The 16,442-nt window shown below is 45.7% G+C and carries 16 protein-coding genes and 1 riboswitch; of the genes, 4 read left to right on the forward strand and 12 right to left on the reverse strand.

Going from position 1 to position 16,442, the window contains the following annotated elements:
* From ACH2DQ_RS10160 to ACH2DQ_RS10170, 3 genes are all read right to left on the reverse strand, one after another.
* On the reverse strand, nt 1–922 hold a 922-nt coding region (locus tag ACH2DQ_RS10160), incomplete at its 3' end, for a hypothetical protein (protein WP_395026642.1).
* Between the two features lie 17 nt (nt 923–939).
* A complete protein-coding gene (locus ACH2DQ_RS10165) occupies nt 940–1,584 on the reverse strand; it encodes a B12-binding domain-containing protein (protein ID WP_394915128.1) in 645 nt (214 codons plus the stop codon).
* Nucleotides 1,585–1,867: 283 nt separating this feature from the next.
* Entirely contained in the window at nt 1,868–2,911 is a 1,044-nt protein-coding gene (locus tag ACH2DQ_RS10170) for a threonine aldolase family protein (protein ID WP_394915127.1), read from the reverse strand.
* A gap of 236 nt (nt 2,912–3,147) precedes the next feature.
* Here ACH2DQ_RS10170 and ACH2DQ_RS10175 point away from each other — a divergent pair, with 236 nt between their 5' ends.
* Both ACH2DQ_RS10175 and ACH2DQ_RS10180 read left to right on the forward strand, forming a co-directional pair.
* The gene (locus tag ACH2DQ_RS10175) at nt 3,148–4,521 is read left to right on the forward strand and encodes an MFS transporter (protein WP_394915126.1); all 1,374 of its coding nucleotides are present in this window, start codon (nt 3,148–3,150) and stop codon (nt 4,519–4,521) included.
* Nucleotides 4,522–4,533: 12 nt separating this feature from the next.
* On the forward strand, nt 4,534–5,340 hold the full coding sequence (locus ACH2DQ_RS10180; protein ID WP_394915125.1) for a methyltetrahydrofolate cobalamin methyltransferase: 807 nt from the start codon (nt 4,534–4,536) through the stop codon (nt 5,338–5,340).
* 61 nt (nt 5,341–5,401) lie between these two features.
* On the opposite strand, the gene ACH2DQ_RS10185 is transcribed toward ACH2DQ_RS10180, so the two are convergent.
* A complete protein-coding gene (locus ACH2DQ_RS10185) occupies nt 5,402–6,100 on the reverse strand; it encodes a GntR family transcriptional regulator (protein ID WP_394915124.1) in 699 nt (232 codons plus the stop codon).
* A gap of 3 nt (nt 6,101–6,103) precedes the next feature.
* Nucleotides 6,104–6,760 carry a B12-binding domain-containing protein gene (locus ACH2DQ_RS10190; protein ID WP_394915123.1) on the reverse strand — a complete coding sequence of 219 codons (657 nt, stop codon included), beginning with the start codon at nt 6,758–6,760 and terminating at the stop codon, nt 6,104–6,106.
* 91 nt (nt 6,761–6,851) lie between these two features.
* Here ACH2DQ_RS10190 and ACH2DQ_RS10195 point away from each other — a divergent pair, with 91 nt between their 5' ends.
* Both ACH2DQ_RS10195 and ACH2DQ_RS10200 read left to right on the forward strand, forming a co-directional pair.
* The gene (locus tag ACH2DQ_RS10195; protein WP_395026647.1) at nt 6,852–7,067 is read left to right on the forward strand and encodes a DUF6783 domain-containing protein; all 216 of its coding nucleotides are present in this window, start codon (nt 6,852–6,854) and stop codon (nt 7,065–7,067) included.
* 54 nt (nt 7,068–7,121) lie between these two features.
* Complete coding sequence (locus tag ACH2DQ_RS10200; protein WP_394915121.1) at nt 7,122–7,790, forward strand: DUF1638 domain-containing protein; 669 nt, start codon at nt 7,122–7,124, stop codon at nt 7,788–7,790.
* Here the strand turns inward: ACH2DQ_RS10200 and lpdA are convergent, their stop codons facing one another.
* From lpdA to ACH2DQ_RS10235, 7 genes are all read right to left on the reverse strand, one after another.
* Nucleotides 7,791–9,146 carry a dihydrolipoyl dehydrogenase gene (lpdA, locus tag ACH2DQ_RS10205; RefSeq protein WP_394915120.1) on the reverse strand — a complete coding sequence of 452 codons (1,356 nt, stop codon included), beginning with the start codon at nt 9,144–9,146 and terminating at the stop codon, nt 7,791–7,793. It lies immediately after the preceding gene.
* Between the two features lie 82 nt (nt 9,147–9,228).
* A complete protein-coding gene (gene gcvPB, locus ACH2DQ_RS10210; RefSeq protein WP_394915146.1) occupies nt 9,229–10,689 on the reverse strand; it encodes an aminomethyl-transferring glycine dehydrogenase subunit GcvPB in 1,461 nt (486 codons plus the stop codon).
* Entirely contained in the window at nt 10,689–12,005 is a 1,317-nt protein-coding gene (gene gcvPA, locus ACH2DQ_RS10215) for an aminomethyl-transferring glycine dehydrogenase subunit GcvPA (protein ID WP_394915119.1), read from the reverse strand. The genes gcvPB and gcvPA overlap by 1 nt, the downstream gene beginning before the upstream one ends.
* 82 nt (nt 12,006–12,087) lie before the next feature.
* On the reverse strand, nt 12,088–12,465 hold the full coding sequence (gene gcvH / locus ACH2DQ_RS10220; RefSeq protein WP_394915118.1) for a glycine cleavage system protein GcvH: 378 nt from the start codon (nt 12,463–12,465) through the stop codon (nt 12,088–12,090).
* Nucleotides 12,462–13,610, reverse strand: a complete 1,149-nt coding sequence (gcvT, locus tag ACH2DQ_RS10225) for a glycine cleavage system aminomethyltransferase GcvT (RefSeq protein WP_394915117.1) — start codon at nt 13,608–13,610, stop codon at nt 12,462–12,464. Before gcvT ends, gcvH begins: the two co-directional genes overlap by 4 nt.
* A 242-nt stretch (nt 13,611–13,852) precedes the next feature.
* Nucleotides 13,853–13,935: riboswitch (glycine riboswitch) on the reverse strand.
* Nucleotides 13,936–14,111: 176 nt separating this feature from the next.
* Nucleotides 14,112–15,152 carry a uroporphyrinogen decarboxylase family protein gene (locus ACH2DQ_RS10230; RefSeq protein ID WP_394915116.1) on the reverse strand — a complete coding sequence of 347 codons (1,041 nt, stop codon included), beginning with the start codon at nt 15,150–15,152 and terminating at the stop codon, nt 14,112–14,114.
* Nucleotides 15,153–15,236: 84 nt separating this feature from the next.
* The gene (locus ACH2DQ_RS10235; RefSeq protein WP_394915115.1) at nt 15,237–16,334 is read right to left on the reverse strand and encodes a uroporphyrinogen decarboxylase family protein; all 1,098 of its coding nucleotides are present in this window, start codon (nt 16,332–16,334) and stop codon (nt 15,237–15,239) included.
* Nucleotides 16,335–16,442 lie beyond the last annotated feature (108 nt).

The following is a 16,442-nucleotide window of genomic DNA, read 5'->3' on the forward strand; positions in this document are numbered from 1 at the left end:
GCATACAGATATGTCCCTTTGGGTAGTCCTGGAAGTACTCTGCAAATCTCAAGATGCTGCCCTCTACAAAGAGATAGATCGTCTTATCCTTTGCAACAATTCCATCCAGAAGCCGTTTAAGCGGCGGCCAGTAAAACATTTCCCACTGCTTCCGGTTCAGAATGGTATGTGCCAGCAACGCTGTCAATGCATCAAAGCAGAAATCGGGATGGCTGCCCGGCGTGTCGTTTAGCACGTTTTCAATAACCGGATCGGCGCTGATACGGTCAAGTGCTTCACATGCAGCCAGAACTCTCTGTGGGTCCTTTCTCATATCGATGGATAATCCCTTAATGCCCCGAAGCCCTGTAAACAGATATTCGATGCCCAGGGACATAAAACCATTAAATGGGCAGATCAGATTCGGTACCCCGTATACATTTGCCAGTTCATCATTCCTCTTAAGGGACTCATCAAAGAAAATCTTCTGCTCCCATGCGCATTGGCGCATCAGTGCCGGATCCATGTCCGGTCTGAATTTTTCGAACTTCCTGGGTAAAACCTTTTCCCATATAAACTTGGTGGGGTCGGCAATCAGCTCGGGATACTCTTCTGTGTAAAACAGGGTAAAGTCCTTGATGGCAAATATCTCCCGTTCATCATCTATGGTGTACAACGATGTTCCCAGAGTCTCCACTACTCTCTGTGGATTTCTTATTCCCGTTTCCTGATATCCGTCAAATCCGTATTTCTCATGGAATTTCATAACAACGTCCCGCATGATATCATAGTCATGGGTTGCTTGCGTAAATGTATACCCTGCATCCAGGATCTGCCAGGTCCAGAAATTCGCTATATGGGGAACCCTGTCCGGTTTCTGCTCCATGCGGATTGCATCATGAAACAATTTGATTCGGTATTTCTTTAACTCTTCCTGCGTCATGCCAATTCCTCCTTACCTTACTGGTAGACTTCTTCTGCCCATTTACGGCAGATTTCAACAGATTCTGCTGCATTAATGCTCCAGGCATCCGCACCTACCAGTTCGCAGTACTCTGCAGTTACAGGTGCTCCTCCTATGATCACTTTGATATCATCCCGCATGCCCTCAGCAATCAACGCTTCTACGGTCTTTTTCATTGACTCAATGGCAAGGGTGAGCACACCGGATAATCCAAGAATCTTAGCATTGGATTCTTTTAGTGCATTTACAATAGTCTCGGGCGCCACATCGATTCCAAGGTCAATCACTTCAAATCCCGCAGTCTCAAACATACATTTCACAATATTTTTTCCAATATCGTGAAGGTCATCTTTTACCGTACAGAATACAAGTTTGCCAAGTTTCCCGCTGATATCACCTGCAATAAAAGGTTTTAGCCGGGCAAATGCATCCGACATCAAATCGCCGGAATAAATCAGGTCACCCACAAAATATTCGTTGCTTTCAAACCTCTTTCCTACAATTGCCAGACCATCCTGGCACGCTTTTACTGCTGCTTCCGAATCCACATTTTCTTCCTTCGTGATCAGATCCAGCTGTTCAAATACCGCATCTTCATCCAGATCTCCCAACGCCTGGGTAAGTTTTGCATAATCGATCATTTGCCTTTATCCTCCTAACATCGTATTGACGAAAAACAAAGCCAACTTGTATTTACAAGTTAGCTTTATCATAATGGAACCTGGTCATATTGTCAATGATTTATGTGATATACAAATACGATTTATAAGTATTGCACAAAATTAGCTGTCTATTTTTAAGCTTATTTCTGATTTTTCAGACAGGCGCCAGACAGATGATTAATACAGCTTTTTAGACAAGCATCAGACAGATGATTGATACAGCTTTTTAGACATGCATCAGACAGATGATTGATACAGCTTTTTAGTCAGACTGAAGATTTGCAGCGCACAAAAGCAAAGCATCCAGATCTTCCTCCGTTGTGTCAAAGGAAGTTACAAATCTTGAGATTCCCGGCTCCGGACCAAAATGCTGGAATGGAAATGCTTCGCAGAGCTGCCACTTGATCCCCTCATCCACATGGGCAAACAATTCATTTGCCTGAGGTACAAAGGGAGTCCGAAATGCAGGTAAGACACTCATTTTTTCGTATAGCAGCATTGCCATACGGTTGGCATGTCCTGCCATCTCAAGCCATAGTCCATCCTTTAATACTTCTATAAACTGTGCCGCTATATAGCGCATCTTACTTGGCAGCTGTCCACAGCTTTTCCTGGTATATTTAAAGTTCCGGGCCAACTGAGGGTCAAAAAATACCACTGCTTCTCCAAACATCAGACCGTTTTTTGTCCCGCCAAAAGAAAGTACATCCACACCTGCTCCCCAGGTTGTGCCAATCAGGTCATTCTGGTTGGCAGCCACAGCATTTGCCAGCCTGGCTCCATCCATATGTACGGTCATATTGTGATCATGGGCAATTTCACAGAGCATCTTTAACTCCCCCGGAGTATATACCGTTCCATCATCCGTCACCTGGGTCAGGCTCAATACCCGGGGCATTGGTACATGTTCACTCTGCCAGCCTCCGACTGCATCCTTTAGACTCTGGGGGGTAATTTTGCCATCTATAGAAGAAAGAGGAACAAGCTTTGCATTTGCGATGCGCTCCGGCGCCCCGGTTTCCGCAGAATTTATATGGGCGCTGTCTGCACAGAATATACTCTGCCAGGGTGTAACCAGATGCGCCAGTGCCGCACAGTTTGTTCCAGTTCCGTTAAAGGTAAAAAATACATCCACTTCTCTCTCAAACAACTGATTAAATATGCGGTCTGCCTCAGCAGTCACCGGATCATATCCATACCCCGGAACATGACCGCAATTCACATCCATAAGTGCCTGCATGACCCTTGGATGCACCGAAGAACAGTTGTCACTTTCAAAACCACGCTTCCCATTCATATCCAACATAAAAACACCTCCTGTAAAATTATAAGGTTTATTGCTACAAATTTATCTGCAAAATTTGTGCAATTATACTAATTTTATATTTATAAGTAGTGTCTATCTATTTCTATTTGACAATTTCCAACTTACATGCTAACATCAGATTTAGACAAAGCGACTTATAAATACAAGTTATACAGAATTATACTTTACTAATTCAAAGACGTCAACTAATGAAAATCTGAAAGGGGAGTTCCTTCATGTCCAACTCACACCAACCCAGCCGTAAGCTGTCACAATTATTGGTATTTCAATTTGCTGCAGGTTCTTTTGGCGTAGGCCTGCTGTTCAGCCTTGCAAACACCTATTTTATCTATTTTGTAACAGATGTAGCACTTGTTCCTGCCGGTATTATGGCAACGGTTTTCACCTGTACCAGGATCTTTGACTTCTGCTGTACCCCCATCATTGCGGGATTTGTCCAGAACGGAAGATTCAAGTTGGGAAAGTACCGCTCCTGGATTCTATATATTGTACCGGTCACATCATTTTTCACCATACTGTGCTTTACCAGAATTACCGGCAATCCTGTTGTGGTAGCCATCTATTACGGCATTATGTATCTGCTGGCTTACGGACTGCTGGATAAACCGGGCGGCGCACAGCGGGCTCTGATGACTCGGATGGCGCAGAATGACAGGGAACGCATGATGCTCACAGCCCGCTCTGCACAGTTTGAACAGGTTGGCAACATTGTATTTTCCCTTATCTGCCTGCCGCTTATCGCCTTAATCGGACAGGGCAATGAGGCAAAAGGCTATTTAGGCGTAGCGGTGCTGTTTGGATTGACGGGGCTTGTCTGCTATTACACTACGGCTCATGCCGGAAAAGACTATGATATATATTACGATGAAAAATCAAAGGATGATCACTCTGACCAGCTCACGGTGAAACAGATGATTGACACCGTATTTAAAAATCCCCCTTTGATCTGCTGCATGTTAATAGAGGTTTTTCGCTATCTTGGTTTTATGATTTACGTTTCTACCATGGCATATTATTTTAAATGGTTCCTGGGTGATATGTCTGCAATTACCACCGTGGCAACTGCTGCAACTGCCGTATGTTTTATCAGCAGCATAGTGTCTCCCCACATCAGCAATCTGATTGGCAGGAAAAATTCATCTATTCTGGCGATGTGTATGTACGCTGCCGGTATGCTGATTCCCCGCTTTTTTGCAGAAGGCGACCTGGTTGTATATACCGCCTGTATCTGCCTGGCGTATTTTGGTGCAGCCCTTCAGGTCTGTGTGGGCATTGTCATGTATTCCAAAGCAGCCGACTATCATCAGTGGAAAACAGGGCTTTCGGCTCATGGATTCGTCATGTCCATCTATGTACTTCCGGTGGAAATTGGCATTGCTTTCAGTGTAATCATTATCGGTATTGTTTTAAATGCCATCGGTTATGATCCCGCTGCTGCCAGTCTGACCGCATCCCAGTTGTCAGGGCTTAAAAACCTCGTCTTACTGATACCCGGAATCTTATTCATCATCGCTGCTGTTATAGCCGCACTGATGCCGCTGAGTGAAAAGAAAATTTCTGAAATGGAGGCCGGCTTAAAAGCCAGCTAAAGGAGGAATTAGATGATTATTATTGGAGAAAAAATAAATGGCGCCATTCCCTCATCTGCCGCCGCAATTGCAAACCGCGACGAAGAATTTATAAGAAACCTTGCAGTCCGCCAGACGGATGCCGGAGCAGACTATCTGGATATCTGCGCCGGAACCGATCCTTCCTGTGAACTGGAGGTAATGAAATGGCTGGTGGAAATCGTGCAGGACACAGTGGATACGCCGCTTTGTATCGACAGCCCCAACCCCGAAATCCTGAAAGCAGTTATGCCTATGGTGAAAAAACCGGGCATAATCAATTCTGTATCCGGTGAAGGCAATAAATGCGAAGTCCTCTATCCGCTTTTGGCGGGAAATGAATGGAAGGTTGTGGCTCTAACCTGTGATGATGGCGGTATTCCATACGATGCGAAAAGCAAAGCTGAGATTGCAGAACTGCTAATTGAAAAAGCAGCCACCTATGGCATTGCCCCGGAGCGAATATTTATCGATCCGCTGGTTATGGCATTAAGCGCTGTCAACGATTCCCTTCTTGTATTTGTAGATGCCATACACCGCATCAAAGCCAAATATCCGGATGTGAAGACTACTTCCGGGCTTTCCAATATATCCTTTGGTATGCCACACCGTAAGGCGATCAACCTGAATTTTCTCACCCTTGCTATGAATGCAGGCATGGATTCCGCAATTATTGACCCTACGAACCGGGATACCTATACCACGCTTCTGGCAGCAGATGCTCTGTTGTGTAAAGATAAATACTGCCGCAAATATAATACGGCATACCGCAAGGGACGTATTGGACCGGTAAAGAAATAGTCAACTACCTCGCAACGGGGAAATAAAAAGTGCGCCCTTTTTGGGAGCGCACTTTTATCTGTTAGGCTGGGAAAAATCCTGAATGAGCGGTTAGATGACCACAGTCCGGATGGAGGTAACGTTTTCCAAAGGCAACCGGGCGATCCATTTCATCGTACAAATACCGGTAGATGACAAGTACGGAAGTCCCTTCTTCCAGCACCAGCCGCTTTGCAACTTCACCGGTAGCGGCAGCGATACCGATTTCCATTTTTGTATGAATTGCAAATGTAGATACTTTATTTTTAACCAGATCGGGAAAATCCGCATACTGGATTTCCATCTCAATGAGCGGCATTCCTTTTTGATATGGCAGATACATCAAATCACAAAGCATATTTTTCTTTGTATTATAGAGTATCCGCATGATGGATACTACGCGCTGCCTGGAATCTACGTGCAGTGCTGCCTGAACTTCCGTTTCGGGATGGAGCAGGCGGATGTATTGCAGTTTGCTTTCCAGCGCTTTGTTGTGCTCTTCGTAAACAAACGTAAATTTAGCGTGTTCCGGTTCAATGACAAAATAACCCTTTCCGTGCCATGACTTCACGATACGCTCATTTTCCAGCATGCCAAGGCTTTTACGGATGGTAACTCTGCTGGTATTATATTTAGCGGCTAATTCATTCTCGGAAGGAAGCATATCGCCGGGCTTGTATTCTCCTTCAAAGATTGCGCGCTTTACGTCACTAAAAACATGTTTATATAATGCTTCGGCCATATACTAATCTGCCTCCGTTTCAAAAATCCATTTTTTACAGAGTGCAGATCCATCCAGCAAATCACCGGAATAAGCGTCTGCCCCTATATTTTCTGCCATTTCTGCTGTGATACAGCAGCCGCCGACGATAATTTTAACCTGATCCCGCAGACCTTCCTGGCAGATCAGGTCTATGGTTCTTTCCATAGAGGAAACCGCAAAGTTCATGATGCCGCTCATCCCCACCACTTTCGGCGCATAGGTGCGGATGCTGTCTGCAAATGCTCTGGGGGACGTATCCGTTCCAAGATCGATGACACGGATACCCTGGGCTGCAAGCAGACTGATGAAAATATCCTTGCCAATGTCGTGGACATCTCCCTCCACCGTACCCATTACCATACAAGGTGTGTCACTGGAAAGGGATATGTCCAGGATTCCGGGAACGATTACACCGTAATGTTCGATTACGCTGCGAAAAATAATTCCTGACATAATCAGGTCTGCAATAAAGTATTCTCCTTCTTCATACCGGTTCCCCACCAGCTTCACGCCGGTTTGCAATAGGTCCAGAATAATCATCCAGTTTACCCCATTTTGCATAAGCTGATCGGTGAGTTCCAACGCCTTGTCCTCATCCAGATCCTCAATTGCTTTAACAAACTGTTCATTCAGTGTCATAGTTATCACCCCGCCATACCCGTTAATTTTTGAAAAATTGCAATTTCTTCCAGAAAATATATGTATTATATTATAAAGGATTATTTCGTATTTGTCATATGAATTTTCTATTTTCTTAATTATTAATGCTAGAGCGTGTCTGAAAATTCATTCCTGCCATCTGCACGCCCCACTTTGCGGGAGATTTACCCCGAATTCAGGTTACGTAGCCCGCTACGCGCCCTTCATTCGGGACAAATCTCCCACAAACTGGAACGCACAGCTGTCAGAAAGCAATTTTCAGACACGCTCTGGTGCTTCATCCTGACACATCGTTACTGTCCGGATGGACACGATCCACAGATAAAACGGAGGTCTACCCATGAAAACCATAATGATCGCATGCAGAACCATTGAAAGAGAACTAAAAAAAGCCATTCAGGATACCGGTGTTTCCTACCCCTGCACCTGGCTGGAATCCGGCCTGCATAATTATCCGGAAAAGCTTCGGGAGTCCCTGCAAAAGTCCCTGGATGAGGTTTCTTCGGACACAGACCGCGTGATCCTGGCATTTGGCTATTGCGGGAATGCCGTAAACGGTCTCAGAACAGGAAACTTCCAGCTGATTCTACCAAGAGTGGATGACTGTATTACCCTCATGCTGGGATCTTTTAAAAAACGCCAGGAAATATCCGCCGAAGCAGCCTCCTACTTTCTTACCAAAGGATGGCTGGAGGGCGAACGCAATATCTGGGCAGAATACCTATATACACGTGAAAAATATGGAGAGCGAAAGGCTAAAATCATCTTCCGCTCTCTGCTTTCCAATTATAAGCGTCTGGCTGTAGTAGACACCAAGGCATACAGCCTGCCGGACATTCTCCCTGAGACCAGACATATTGCACATGAATTAAATCTTAACCATGAGGTGATTCAAGGGAATGACAGCTTTATCAGACAGCTCCTCACCGGACCATGGTTACCGGAACGTTTTCTGGTCATAGAACCAAATCACGCCATATCCAACCGGGATTTAATGACCTTTGGATGATTACAAAGCTTTAGCAGCCTCCCATATTCCTTCGCTAAAAGAAGGATGTGGGTGGATGACCGAACGGATCTTGTCCTTTGTAAGCCCTCCAGCTATTGCAAGCCCAATTTCACTTATCATATCTGTTGCTCTGGCGCACATTAGCTGGGCACCCAGAATCTGACCGGTATCCCTTGCTGCCACTAATTTTATAAATCCTCTTTCCTGACCGGTAAGAAGGGACTTTCCATTTGCAGACATCAGATATTTAGACGTGATTACTTCTGTTCCTCTTTCTTTTGCTTCCTGTGCTGTCATTCCCACACAGGCTATTTCCGGGTTAGTATAGACGCAGGAGGGCACCGTATCTAGATTCATCTTCCCCTCTTCCCCATTCATATGGCAGACAGCATTGATGCCTTGTGCACTGGCCATATGCGCCAGGGAGATTCCGCCAATCACATCTCCTATTCCGTAAATATTCTTATAATTTGTCTGGAAATGCTCATTTACCTTTATCTTGTCCCGGTCCATATCAACCGCTATCCCATCCCCAAAAAGACCTTTTGTACAGGCTTTCCTTCCGGCAGCAATTAAGACAGCCTCTGTCTCAATCTCCATACTCTCACCTTTGGTCTGAAAGACACAGTGAAGCCCGTTATCTTCCCGGATTTTTTCCAGCACCGCCTGGGTATGAATGACAACGCCCCGCTTTTTCAGAATCATTCTAAGATTCTGCCCGATTTCCTTATCCATATTGGAAAGAATCCGGTCCATTGCTTCCAAGACTACTACCTCTGTACCAAGTGCCTGATAAATGGATGCAAACTCCATGCCGATCACACCGCCTCCTATAATCACCAGCTTTTTACAGGGTTCCTGCCTGCTCAGAAGCTGGTCACTGTTAAAGACCCCGGTAAGTTCTGCACCTTCAACCGGCAGTTCTGCCGGAACCGACCCTGTTGCAATAAGAATGTTTTTAGAAGTAAGCAGCTCTTCTCCGGTATCCACTGTATGCGTATCCTTTATCTGTCCGGTCCCCTGGTAAAAGGCTATGCGGTTATTTTTAAATAGCATATGGATTCCTTTTCCAAGCTGACTCACCACTTCATCCTTTTTAGACTGTATTTCCTCCATATTATAGGAAAGGGATTCTGTATGAATTCCATATACCCCGCTATTTTGCAGTTCACGGAAAATCTCTGCACTGTGCAGGATTGTCTTAGTGGGAATACATCCTCTGTTCAGACAAGTGCCTCCTGCCTGCCTGTTTTCTATAATTGCAGTCCGCATTCCTTTTTGGGCTGCTTCTATTGCTGCCACATACCCTCCCGGACCAGATCCGATCACCACCAGATCATATTGATATTCTGCCATTGTCCTATACTCCTTTTTATTCCCGGGGTCAGCCGAATGGATGTGCCTGACGATCCGTTTGGCGGCTGCACCGGGGTAAGTTTCAATTACCTTCTGTTTCATCCTGAAAATCATACCGCAGTTTTGGTTTTCTCGCCGCTTTTACCTCATCTGGACGCCCGATAATTGTATTTTTCGGTGAATGATGAAGCTTTTCGGGATTTTCATATGCCTCCCGGTGTATTTTCAATAAAATGTCCACCCCATAATCCAGGGTTTCTCTGGATTCCGTTTCCGCAGGCTCTACCATGAGTGCCTCCGGAACGATTAGCGGAAAATACATGGTGGGCGGATGGAGCCTGTAGTCCAGCATGTATTTGGCAGCATCCATGGCAGTCACACCGGTCTCCTGTTTTATTTTTGCAAGAGACATTACAAATTCATGCATACATGGCCCGCTGTATGCCATGTCATATTTCTCTTCTAAGCGGCGCATCATATAATTTGCGTTTAAAACTGCTGCCTGAGAGGCTTCTTTGATGCCTTCTCTCCCCAGCGTCAGAATGTAAGAAAGTGCTCTTACCACTACCAGGAAATTCCCATAGAATTCTTTTACCGAACCAATGGATTCCGCCTGTTTTTCTAGATACAGTTCCTCTGTTCCATCCGAACTGGACCGGCACACGCGGTATCCCGGAAGATAATTAACCAGAAACTCCTTACAGCCACAAGGTCCGCTTCCCGGTCCCCCTCCTCCATGCGGGGTAGAAAATGTCTTATGCAGGTTCAAATGGACTATGTCAAATCCCATGTCACCAGGCCTTGCAATTCCCATAACAGCATTTAAGTTGGCTCCGTCATAATAGTTCAATCCACCGGCTTCATGTACAATCCTGGTTATTTCCAGGATATTTTTATCAAACAGCCCGGCTGTATTGGGGTTGGTAAGCATTAAGCCGGCTGTATCTTCTCCTACGGCTGCTTTTAGCTGTTCCAGGTCAACACATCCGTCTTCACCGGAGGGGATATTCACAATTGTATATCCCGCCATGGCAGCACTTGCGGGGTTGGTGCCATGTGCAGAGTCCGGAACAATCATCTTCGTTCTTTTTTGATCGCCGCGTTTTTCATGATATGCTTTCATAAGCAGCAGACCTGTAAACTCTCCGTGTGCGCCTGCCGCAGGCTGGAAGGACATTCCATCCATTCCTGTTATCTCGCAGAGATAATCTTCTGCCAGTTTCAGAACCTTCAGGCATCCCTGTACGGTATATCCGGGCTGAAGGGGGTGTATCTCCGTAAAGCCGGGAAGCGCTGCAATCTCTTCATTTACTTTTGGATTATACTTCATGGTGCAGGATCCTAACGGATAGAATCCGGTATTCACACCGTAAGTATTTTCCGCTAACTTTGTATAATGCCTGCTGATATCATTTTCAGACATCTGAGGCAGGTTCAGCTTTTTCTCCCGTTTCATTCCCTCATGCCGTACTTTTGGCACATCACAATTCCATAGAATGTCACATCCCCTGCCGTTAATGCTTTGTTCAAAAAGCAGTTTCATCATTTCTGCACCCCCTTTAATATCGCCGCCAGTTCATCCATCTCTGCCCTGGTGTTCATTTCAGTGGTACACCATAGTATTTCCCTGTCTGACAGGGGCAGCCCCCCCAGATACCCCTGTCTTTCCAGATGCTTTAATGCCTTTTCTGCCGGCACCGGAGTACTGGTGACAAATTCATGAAAGAAAGGCTGCTGATATTTCAGTTTATAGCCGGTCTTATCCAGTTCCTGCTGCAGATAATGTGCTTTTGCCGTGCACTGCTCTGCCGCTTCTTTCATTCCCCGTCCTCCCATCACTGCCATATAGACAGCCGCCCTCAGGGTACAAAGCGCCTGGTTGGAACAGATATTGCTCCCCGCCTTTTCTCTTCTGATATGCTGCTCCCTTGCCTGCAGGGTCAGGACAAATGCACGATTTCCATTTTCATCTGTGGTTTCCCCCACGATTCTGCCCGGAAGCTTTCGTGTATGGGCGGACCGCGCCGTCATGAAGCCCTGATAGGGTCCGCCGAATCCAAGAGGCATGCCAAGGGGCTGGCCGTCACCAACTGCGATATCTGCGCCCAGCTCTCCCGGTGTCTTCAGCACTGCCAGCGCAAGAGGATTGCATCCCATAACCAGCATTGCTCCGCTCTTATGTACGATGGCTTCTATATCCCCATAATTTTCAAGTATACCATAAAAATTAGGCTGCTGGACATAAAAACAGCAAACCTCTGGGGTAATGGCTTCCTCCAGCGCCCCAAGATCTGTAACGCCGGACTTTTCCGGCACGATCACGACCTCCGCTCCATTTCCAAAGCAATACGTCTGAATCGTGCGGATTACTTCGGGATTAGAAGATGCAGATACCACAATCTTATTACGTTTTCTGTCCCGGCACATAGCCGCTGCCTCCGCTGCCGCAGATGCTCCGTCATACACGGAAGCATTGGACACATCCATCCCTGTCAGATCACAGATCATAGTCTGGTATTCAAATATGGACTGTAGAATCCCCTGGCTGATCTCTGCCTGGTAGGGGGTGTATGCAGTAAGAAATTCTTCCTTTTGCACAATCCGGCTCACCGCTGCCGGTATATAGTGATGATATGCACCTGCCCCTCTGAATATATGGCGGAATCTGATATTTTCCTCTGCCAGCGCTTCCATCCTGCGCACCACGTCCATTTCACCGCAGCCGGATGGAAGATTCAGTTCTCCTTTTAATCTGACTTCTTCTGGAATTACAGAAAATAATTCCCCCATATCACACAAACCTATATATTTTAACATTTGCTCTTGTTCTTCCCTTGTGGAAACAACATATGAACCCATACACCCTCCTCCTTATCTTTCCCTGTTTCAGGGAATCTTAAAATTGCTTTCCGGAGCATGTTTCAAACACGCTCTAAGCCCCTTAGACAGTCTCTGTATATGCTTCGTAACCTTGTGCATCCATATAGTCTTCTTCCCCAGTGACTTCTTTTACCTTAATGAACCATGCACCATAAGGATCTTCATTGATCCGTTCCGGGCTGTCCAGAAGCTCTTCATTTATTTCAGAAACCCTGCCCGTAACCGGAGAAAATATTTCGGATACTGCCTTCACAGACTCCACATCCGCAAAAGGAGCTCCAACTGTAATTTCATCTCCCTCCTCCGGCAAATTCACAAAAACCAGATCCCCCAATGCATCCTGGGCATAATCCGTGATTCCGATTACCACTATTCCATCTTCTTCTTTTCTGATCCACTCATGGGATTTTACATACTTTAATTCCTTTGGATAATTCATAGCTGCCTCCTGTCCTTTATGCCCCCTCTGGAGCGTGTTTTCAAATTTATTCCTGCCATCTGCTTCTTTTTATAAAAAGGCAATTCCACTACCTGTGCCAGAACTTTTCTGCCCCGCACATCCGCTTCCACTTCATCTCCCACTTCCACTGCATTTCGATCCAAAAGTGCCATAGCAATGGAGTATTGCAAAAAGGGCGAATACGTGCCCGAAGTTGTCTGACCGATCAGCCTGCCCTCCCGGTAAATATCAACCTGTTCCCGGATAATTCCCCGTCCCGTAACTTTTAGCCCCATTCTCTGTCTAAGACAATCTCCCGCTTTCATCAATGCCTTTTTCCCTATGAAATCTTCTTTCTTCATTTTTACAAAAGCCTCCAGCCCAGCTTCATAAGGCGTAATTTCTTCATCCATTTCATTGCCATAAAGCGGCATGGATGCCTCCAGTCTAAGTGTATCCCTTGCCCCCAGACCGCAGGGCATAATCCCCTTTTCCTCCCCAATTTCCAGGAACAGATCCCATATTTTGATCGCATCTTCTGCCCTGCAGTAAAACTCAAATCCATCTTCACCGGTATACCCGGTTTTTGATATCGTGCAGGGAATTTCCTTTATCCGTCCTTTAAAATTAGCGCTGTAGTATTTATCTGGAATCTCAGTATCGCTTACTGCCTTTTTTAATATGGCTTTTGCTTCCGGTCCCTGAAGTGCAATCAGCGCCGTTGAATCAGAAATATCCATATACTGCACATCTCCAAAACGATGCTGGTTCAACCAGGCGAAATCCCTATTCCGGTTAGCCGCATTCACTACAATAAAATAATCTTCCTCCTTGATCTTATAGACAATCAGATCATCCAGAATCCCTCCTTTTTCGTTGCACATGGGGCTGTACCTTGCCTGCCCGTCATACATTTTTGTAAAGTCATTCGTCAACATTAAATTTAAATTTCTGACTGCATCTTTCCCCCGGCAGATAAATTCCCCCATATGGGAAACATCAAATAATCCGCATTTTTGCCGCACTGCCATATGTTCCGCAATCACTCCCCCTTCATACTGGACCGGAAGCAGATATCCTGCAAACGGTACCATTTTCCCCTTCAGACTTACATGTTTCTCGTAAAGCGGCGTCCTACACTCCATCGATTTCCTCCTTTTATCCCAAAATTGCCTCCCGGCATCTTTACACCAGGAAATACTGGTGCCTGTTTGAAAACACACTCGAAAACACGCAAAAAAAGACGGGCTGAAAAAATGAAGATAATCTTCATCTTTTCAATCCGTCTCTGTCCTTTTACCTGAAAGATTTGTCCGTCCCCAGAATCAGATTTACCTGTACCTGGAACAGATTTACTTCGTTGGTGCTGCTGCGCTCTCCAGAGATTCGTCCAGATCTGGTTCTTTTGCCTGAGAGTTTCTAGATTTTCCCCTTCGGCGCCATATACATAGTCTCTCCCAAATCCTTCTACCGAATATGCTGTTTTCATTCCGTCACTTGTATATACCAGTGCTGTTTATAATTTCATCCTATCATAGAGGAAATCCTACGTCAACCATATTTTTTTAAAAATCTGAAACTTAAGATATCTGCTTATAACAGCTCAGGCAGGTCTGGACATTTACGGCACAGATCTGCCTGAGCTGTTACATTTGCTTTGCCCCCTCACTCATCGCCATTACATTTTCAAATGGTACATTGGGAAGCAGCGCCTCATGGCTTGGGGATACGATAAACTTACCCTGAAAGATTTCACGAAGCCTCAATACCTCCTCTTTTACCTGCCTGCTGTTCCCAAAAGGCAACAGTTCCTGAGTATCAACGCCTCCCATAAATACCAGCTGTCCACCATATTTTGCCGCCAGACTTTCGGCATCCATTCCGGCTGCTTTTGCCTGGAGAGGATGGAGGATATCCACCCCCGCATGGATTAGTTTTGGAATAATCAGATCTATGGAACCGCAGGAATGCATTGCTGTTTTCAGTCCAAAGGCTTTTATCCCCTGAACAATTTCCGTGAGATAAGGCAATACAAACTCATCAAAGCTGTCCGGGCTGATCAGAAGGCTTAACTGAGTGCCCAGATCATTTCCAAAAAATGCCGCGCTTAAATATGGTTTAGCAAGTTCCAGGTAACGCCGGTTTGCTTCCAGATAAAAGTCAACAATATGGCGTGTTGCGGCATGTACCACCTCCGGGTCTGTATACATTTTCACAAAATAATTTTCCATTCCGAAGAAATCGCACAATACATGGAAAAATGGACACCACATCCCGCCAAATACCGCCAGACCTTTTTCATAAGCATATCTGGTATCTTCCAGACAGTTTGTAAAATCCAGATTCCCCGGATCCGGCCATGGAAATGCTTCTATTTCTGCAACACTTTCACATTCGGCAAAGATCCCCCCGCTGCCCAGGCTTTTCCGTTCCTCATGAAAACAGTTCCACATCGGTGTCCCATCCGGACTCTTAAAGCTCCGTGGATCCAGCTCCGGACTCAGCCAGATCATGTCTGAATTGATTTTTATATTAAAATCCACTTCAGACTTTCCCGTATATTCCGTAATCCCTGTTTCCTGATAATATATTTTTTTTGCTTCATCCGTAGGATGCCCTACCCAGAATCCATTTGTTTCGCAGCTGTTTCCCGCTATAGCTGCTTCAATCAATTCTCTTCCCCGCATTGTCTTCTCCTCCAATATTCCATCCGTTTTCCCGTCCGCTCCAGAACCTGTTTCAAATATGCTCCGATTCAATTATGCAACATTTTATTTATAGATGCAGCAGGCAGCTTCCCTGGCAAACGCACGGATTAATTCCGGGTCCGCATCAAAGAAATGATCGGAAGGTGCCAGGATAAACCCACCATTTTCTCCCGCTGCCTCAAAGCATTCCCTGACTTTATATCTGGTCTCATCCGGGGAACAGCCATTGAAAAAATGAAACTGGTCGAATCCTCCAATCATACATACTTTATTCCCGATTCTGCGTTTTGCCTCTTTTAAATCTGCATCCCCGCCCATATCCACCGGTGTAAACGTTTCCATGGCATTTGGACCCATAGCTGCAATATCCTCTAAGATAGGCATCATCCCGCCGCAGGTATGATATACGACACGGATGTTCTTCTGCTGGATTCCCTGAATAATCGGCGTATCAAAAGGTGCCACAAACTCCCGGAAAATAGCCGGCGAAATCACAGTCGTAGACGCATCTCCCCCGCCCATTTCCAGCAGATCATATTTACATCCATCCAGAGTATCCACATAGTCCAGTTTCCGCTTCTGCAAGATCCCCAGCACTTCCTTCACCCACTGTGGATCGTCATAAGTCTCCATGATCAGATCCTGTATGCCAAAAATGCATGCCAGATCCTGCCAGCAGCCCGGCTGTCCCGAGATATCAAAAGCTGGTATGAATCCACGGATCAGACAATCCTTGTGTTCCTCTGCTTCCTGATTAATCTTGTGTACATCCGCACTGGGGCTTGGGAGATATCTTGCCAGAATATCTATATCACCTTTTTCTTTTAACAGGTGTTCCGTGACCCAGGAAGTATATGGATTATACTGTACAACCATGGTAAGTGTTTTCTTCGGCGTATGTATCTTATATCGCACAGTCCGGTAACCGGCTGTATCTAAAGGCTCTTCTTCAATTCTCCAGCTTTCTTCCTGTTCTCTGGTATAAAACGAGTGATTGACCCAATGTATGGGGTCCAGTCCCATCTCCCGGAAAAATTCCCGGTCGCTGCAGCCTCCCATATAAGTATCCAGGAAATATTTCATAATATGGTGGGTTGTCGCCGGCAGTCTGTCGGGGCATCCCCCGTCCAGCGCCGTTAATAATCTTTCTTTACTTGTCATAATTTCCTCCTGCAAAATAGTCCCTTCCTGTTTTTCGCAAATATGGCGCATTTACGCTTGGGCATGTTGTTCTAACCCTTAATCGCCCCATCTATCATTGAATTAATA

This window comes from Robinsoniella sp., from assembly GCF_034124845.1.

Bases quoted from the DNA above. Each gene is read 5' to 3' on its own strand.
- ACH2DQ_RS10235 (WP_394915115.1), bottom strand. From the start codon at position 16,334: ATGACAAGTAAAGAAAGATTATTAACGGCGCTGGACGGGGGATGCCCC.
- ACH2DQ_RS10190 (WP_394915123.1), bottom strand. From the start codon at position 6,760: ATGACACTGAATGAACAGTTTGTTAAAGCAATTGAGGATCTGGATGAG.
- ACH2DQ_RS10200 (WP_394915121.1), top strand. From the start codon at position 7,122: ATGAAAACCATAATGATCGCATGCAGAACCATTGAAAGAGAACTAAAA.
- ACH2DQ_RS10230 (WP_394915116.1), bottom strand. From the start codon at position 15,152: ATGCGGGGAAGAGAATTGATTGAAGCAGCTATAGCGGGAAACAGCTGC.
- ACH2DQ_RS10180 (WP_394915125.1), top strand. From the start codon at position 4,534: ATGATTATTATTGGAGAAAAAATAAATGGCGCCATTCCCTCATCTGCC.
- lpdA (WP_394915120.1), bottom strand. From the start codon at position 9,146: ATGGCAGAATATCAATATGATCTGGTGGTGATCGGATCTGGTCCGGGA.
- gcvH (WP_394915118.1), bottom strand. From the start codon at position 12,465: ATGAATTATCCAAAGGAATTAAAGTATGTAAAATCCCATGAGTGGATC.
- ACH2DQ_RS10185 (WP_394915124.1), bottom strand. From the start codon at position 6,100: ATGGCCGAAGCATTATATAAACATGTTTTTAGTGACGTAAAGCGCGCA.
- gcvT (WP_394915117.1), bottom strand. From the start codon at position 13,610: ATGGAGTGTAGGACGCCGCTTTACGAGAAACATGTAAGTCTGAAGGGG.
- ACH2DQ_RS10170 (WP_394915127.1), bottom strand. From the start codon at position 2,911: ATGTTGGATATGAATGGGAAGCGTGGTTTTGAAAGTGACAACTGTTCT.
- ACH2DQ_RS10165 (WP_394915128.1), bottom strand. From the start codon at position 1,584: ATGATCGATTATGCAAAACTTACCCAGGCGTTGGGAGATCTGGATGAA.
- gcvPA (WP_394915119.1), bottom strand. From the start codon at position 12,005: ATGGGTTCATATGTTGTTTCCACAAGGGAAGAACAAGAGCAAATGTTA.
- ACH2DQ_RS10175 (WP_394915126.1), top strand. From the start codon at position 3,148: ATGTCCAACTCACACCAACCCAGCCGTAAGCTGTCACAATTATTGGTA.
- gcvPB (WP_394915146.1), bottom strand. From the start codon at position 10,689: ATGAAACTGCTTTTTGAACAAAGCATTAACGGCAGGGGATGTGACATT.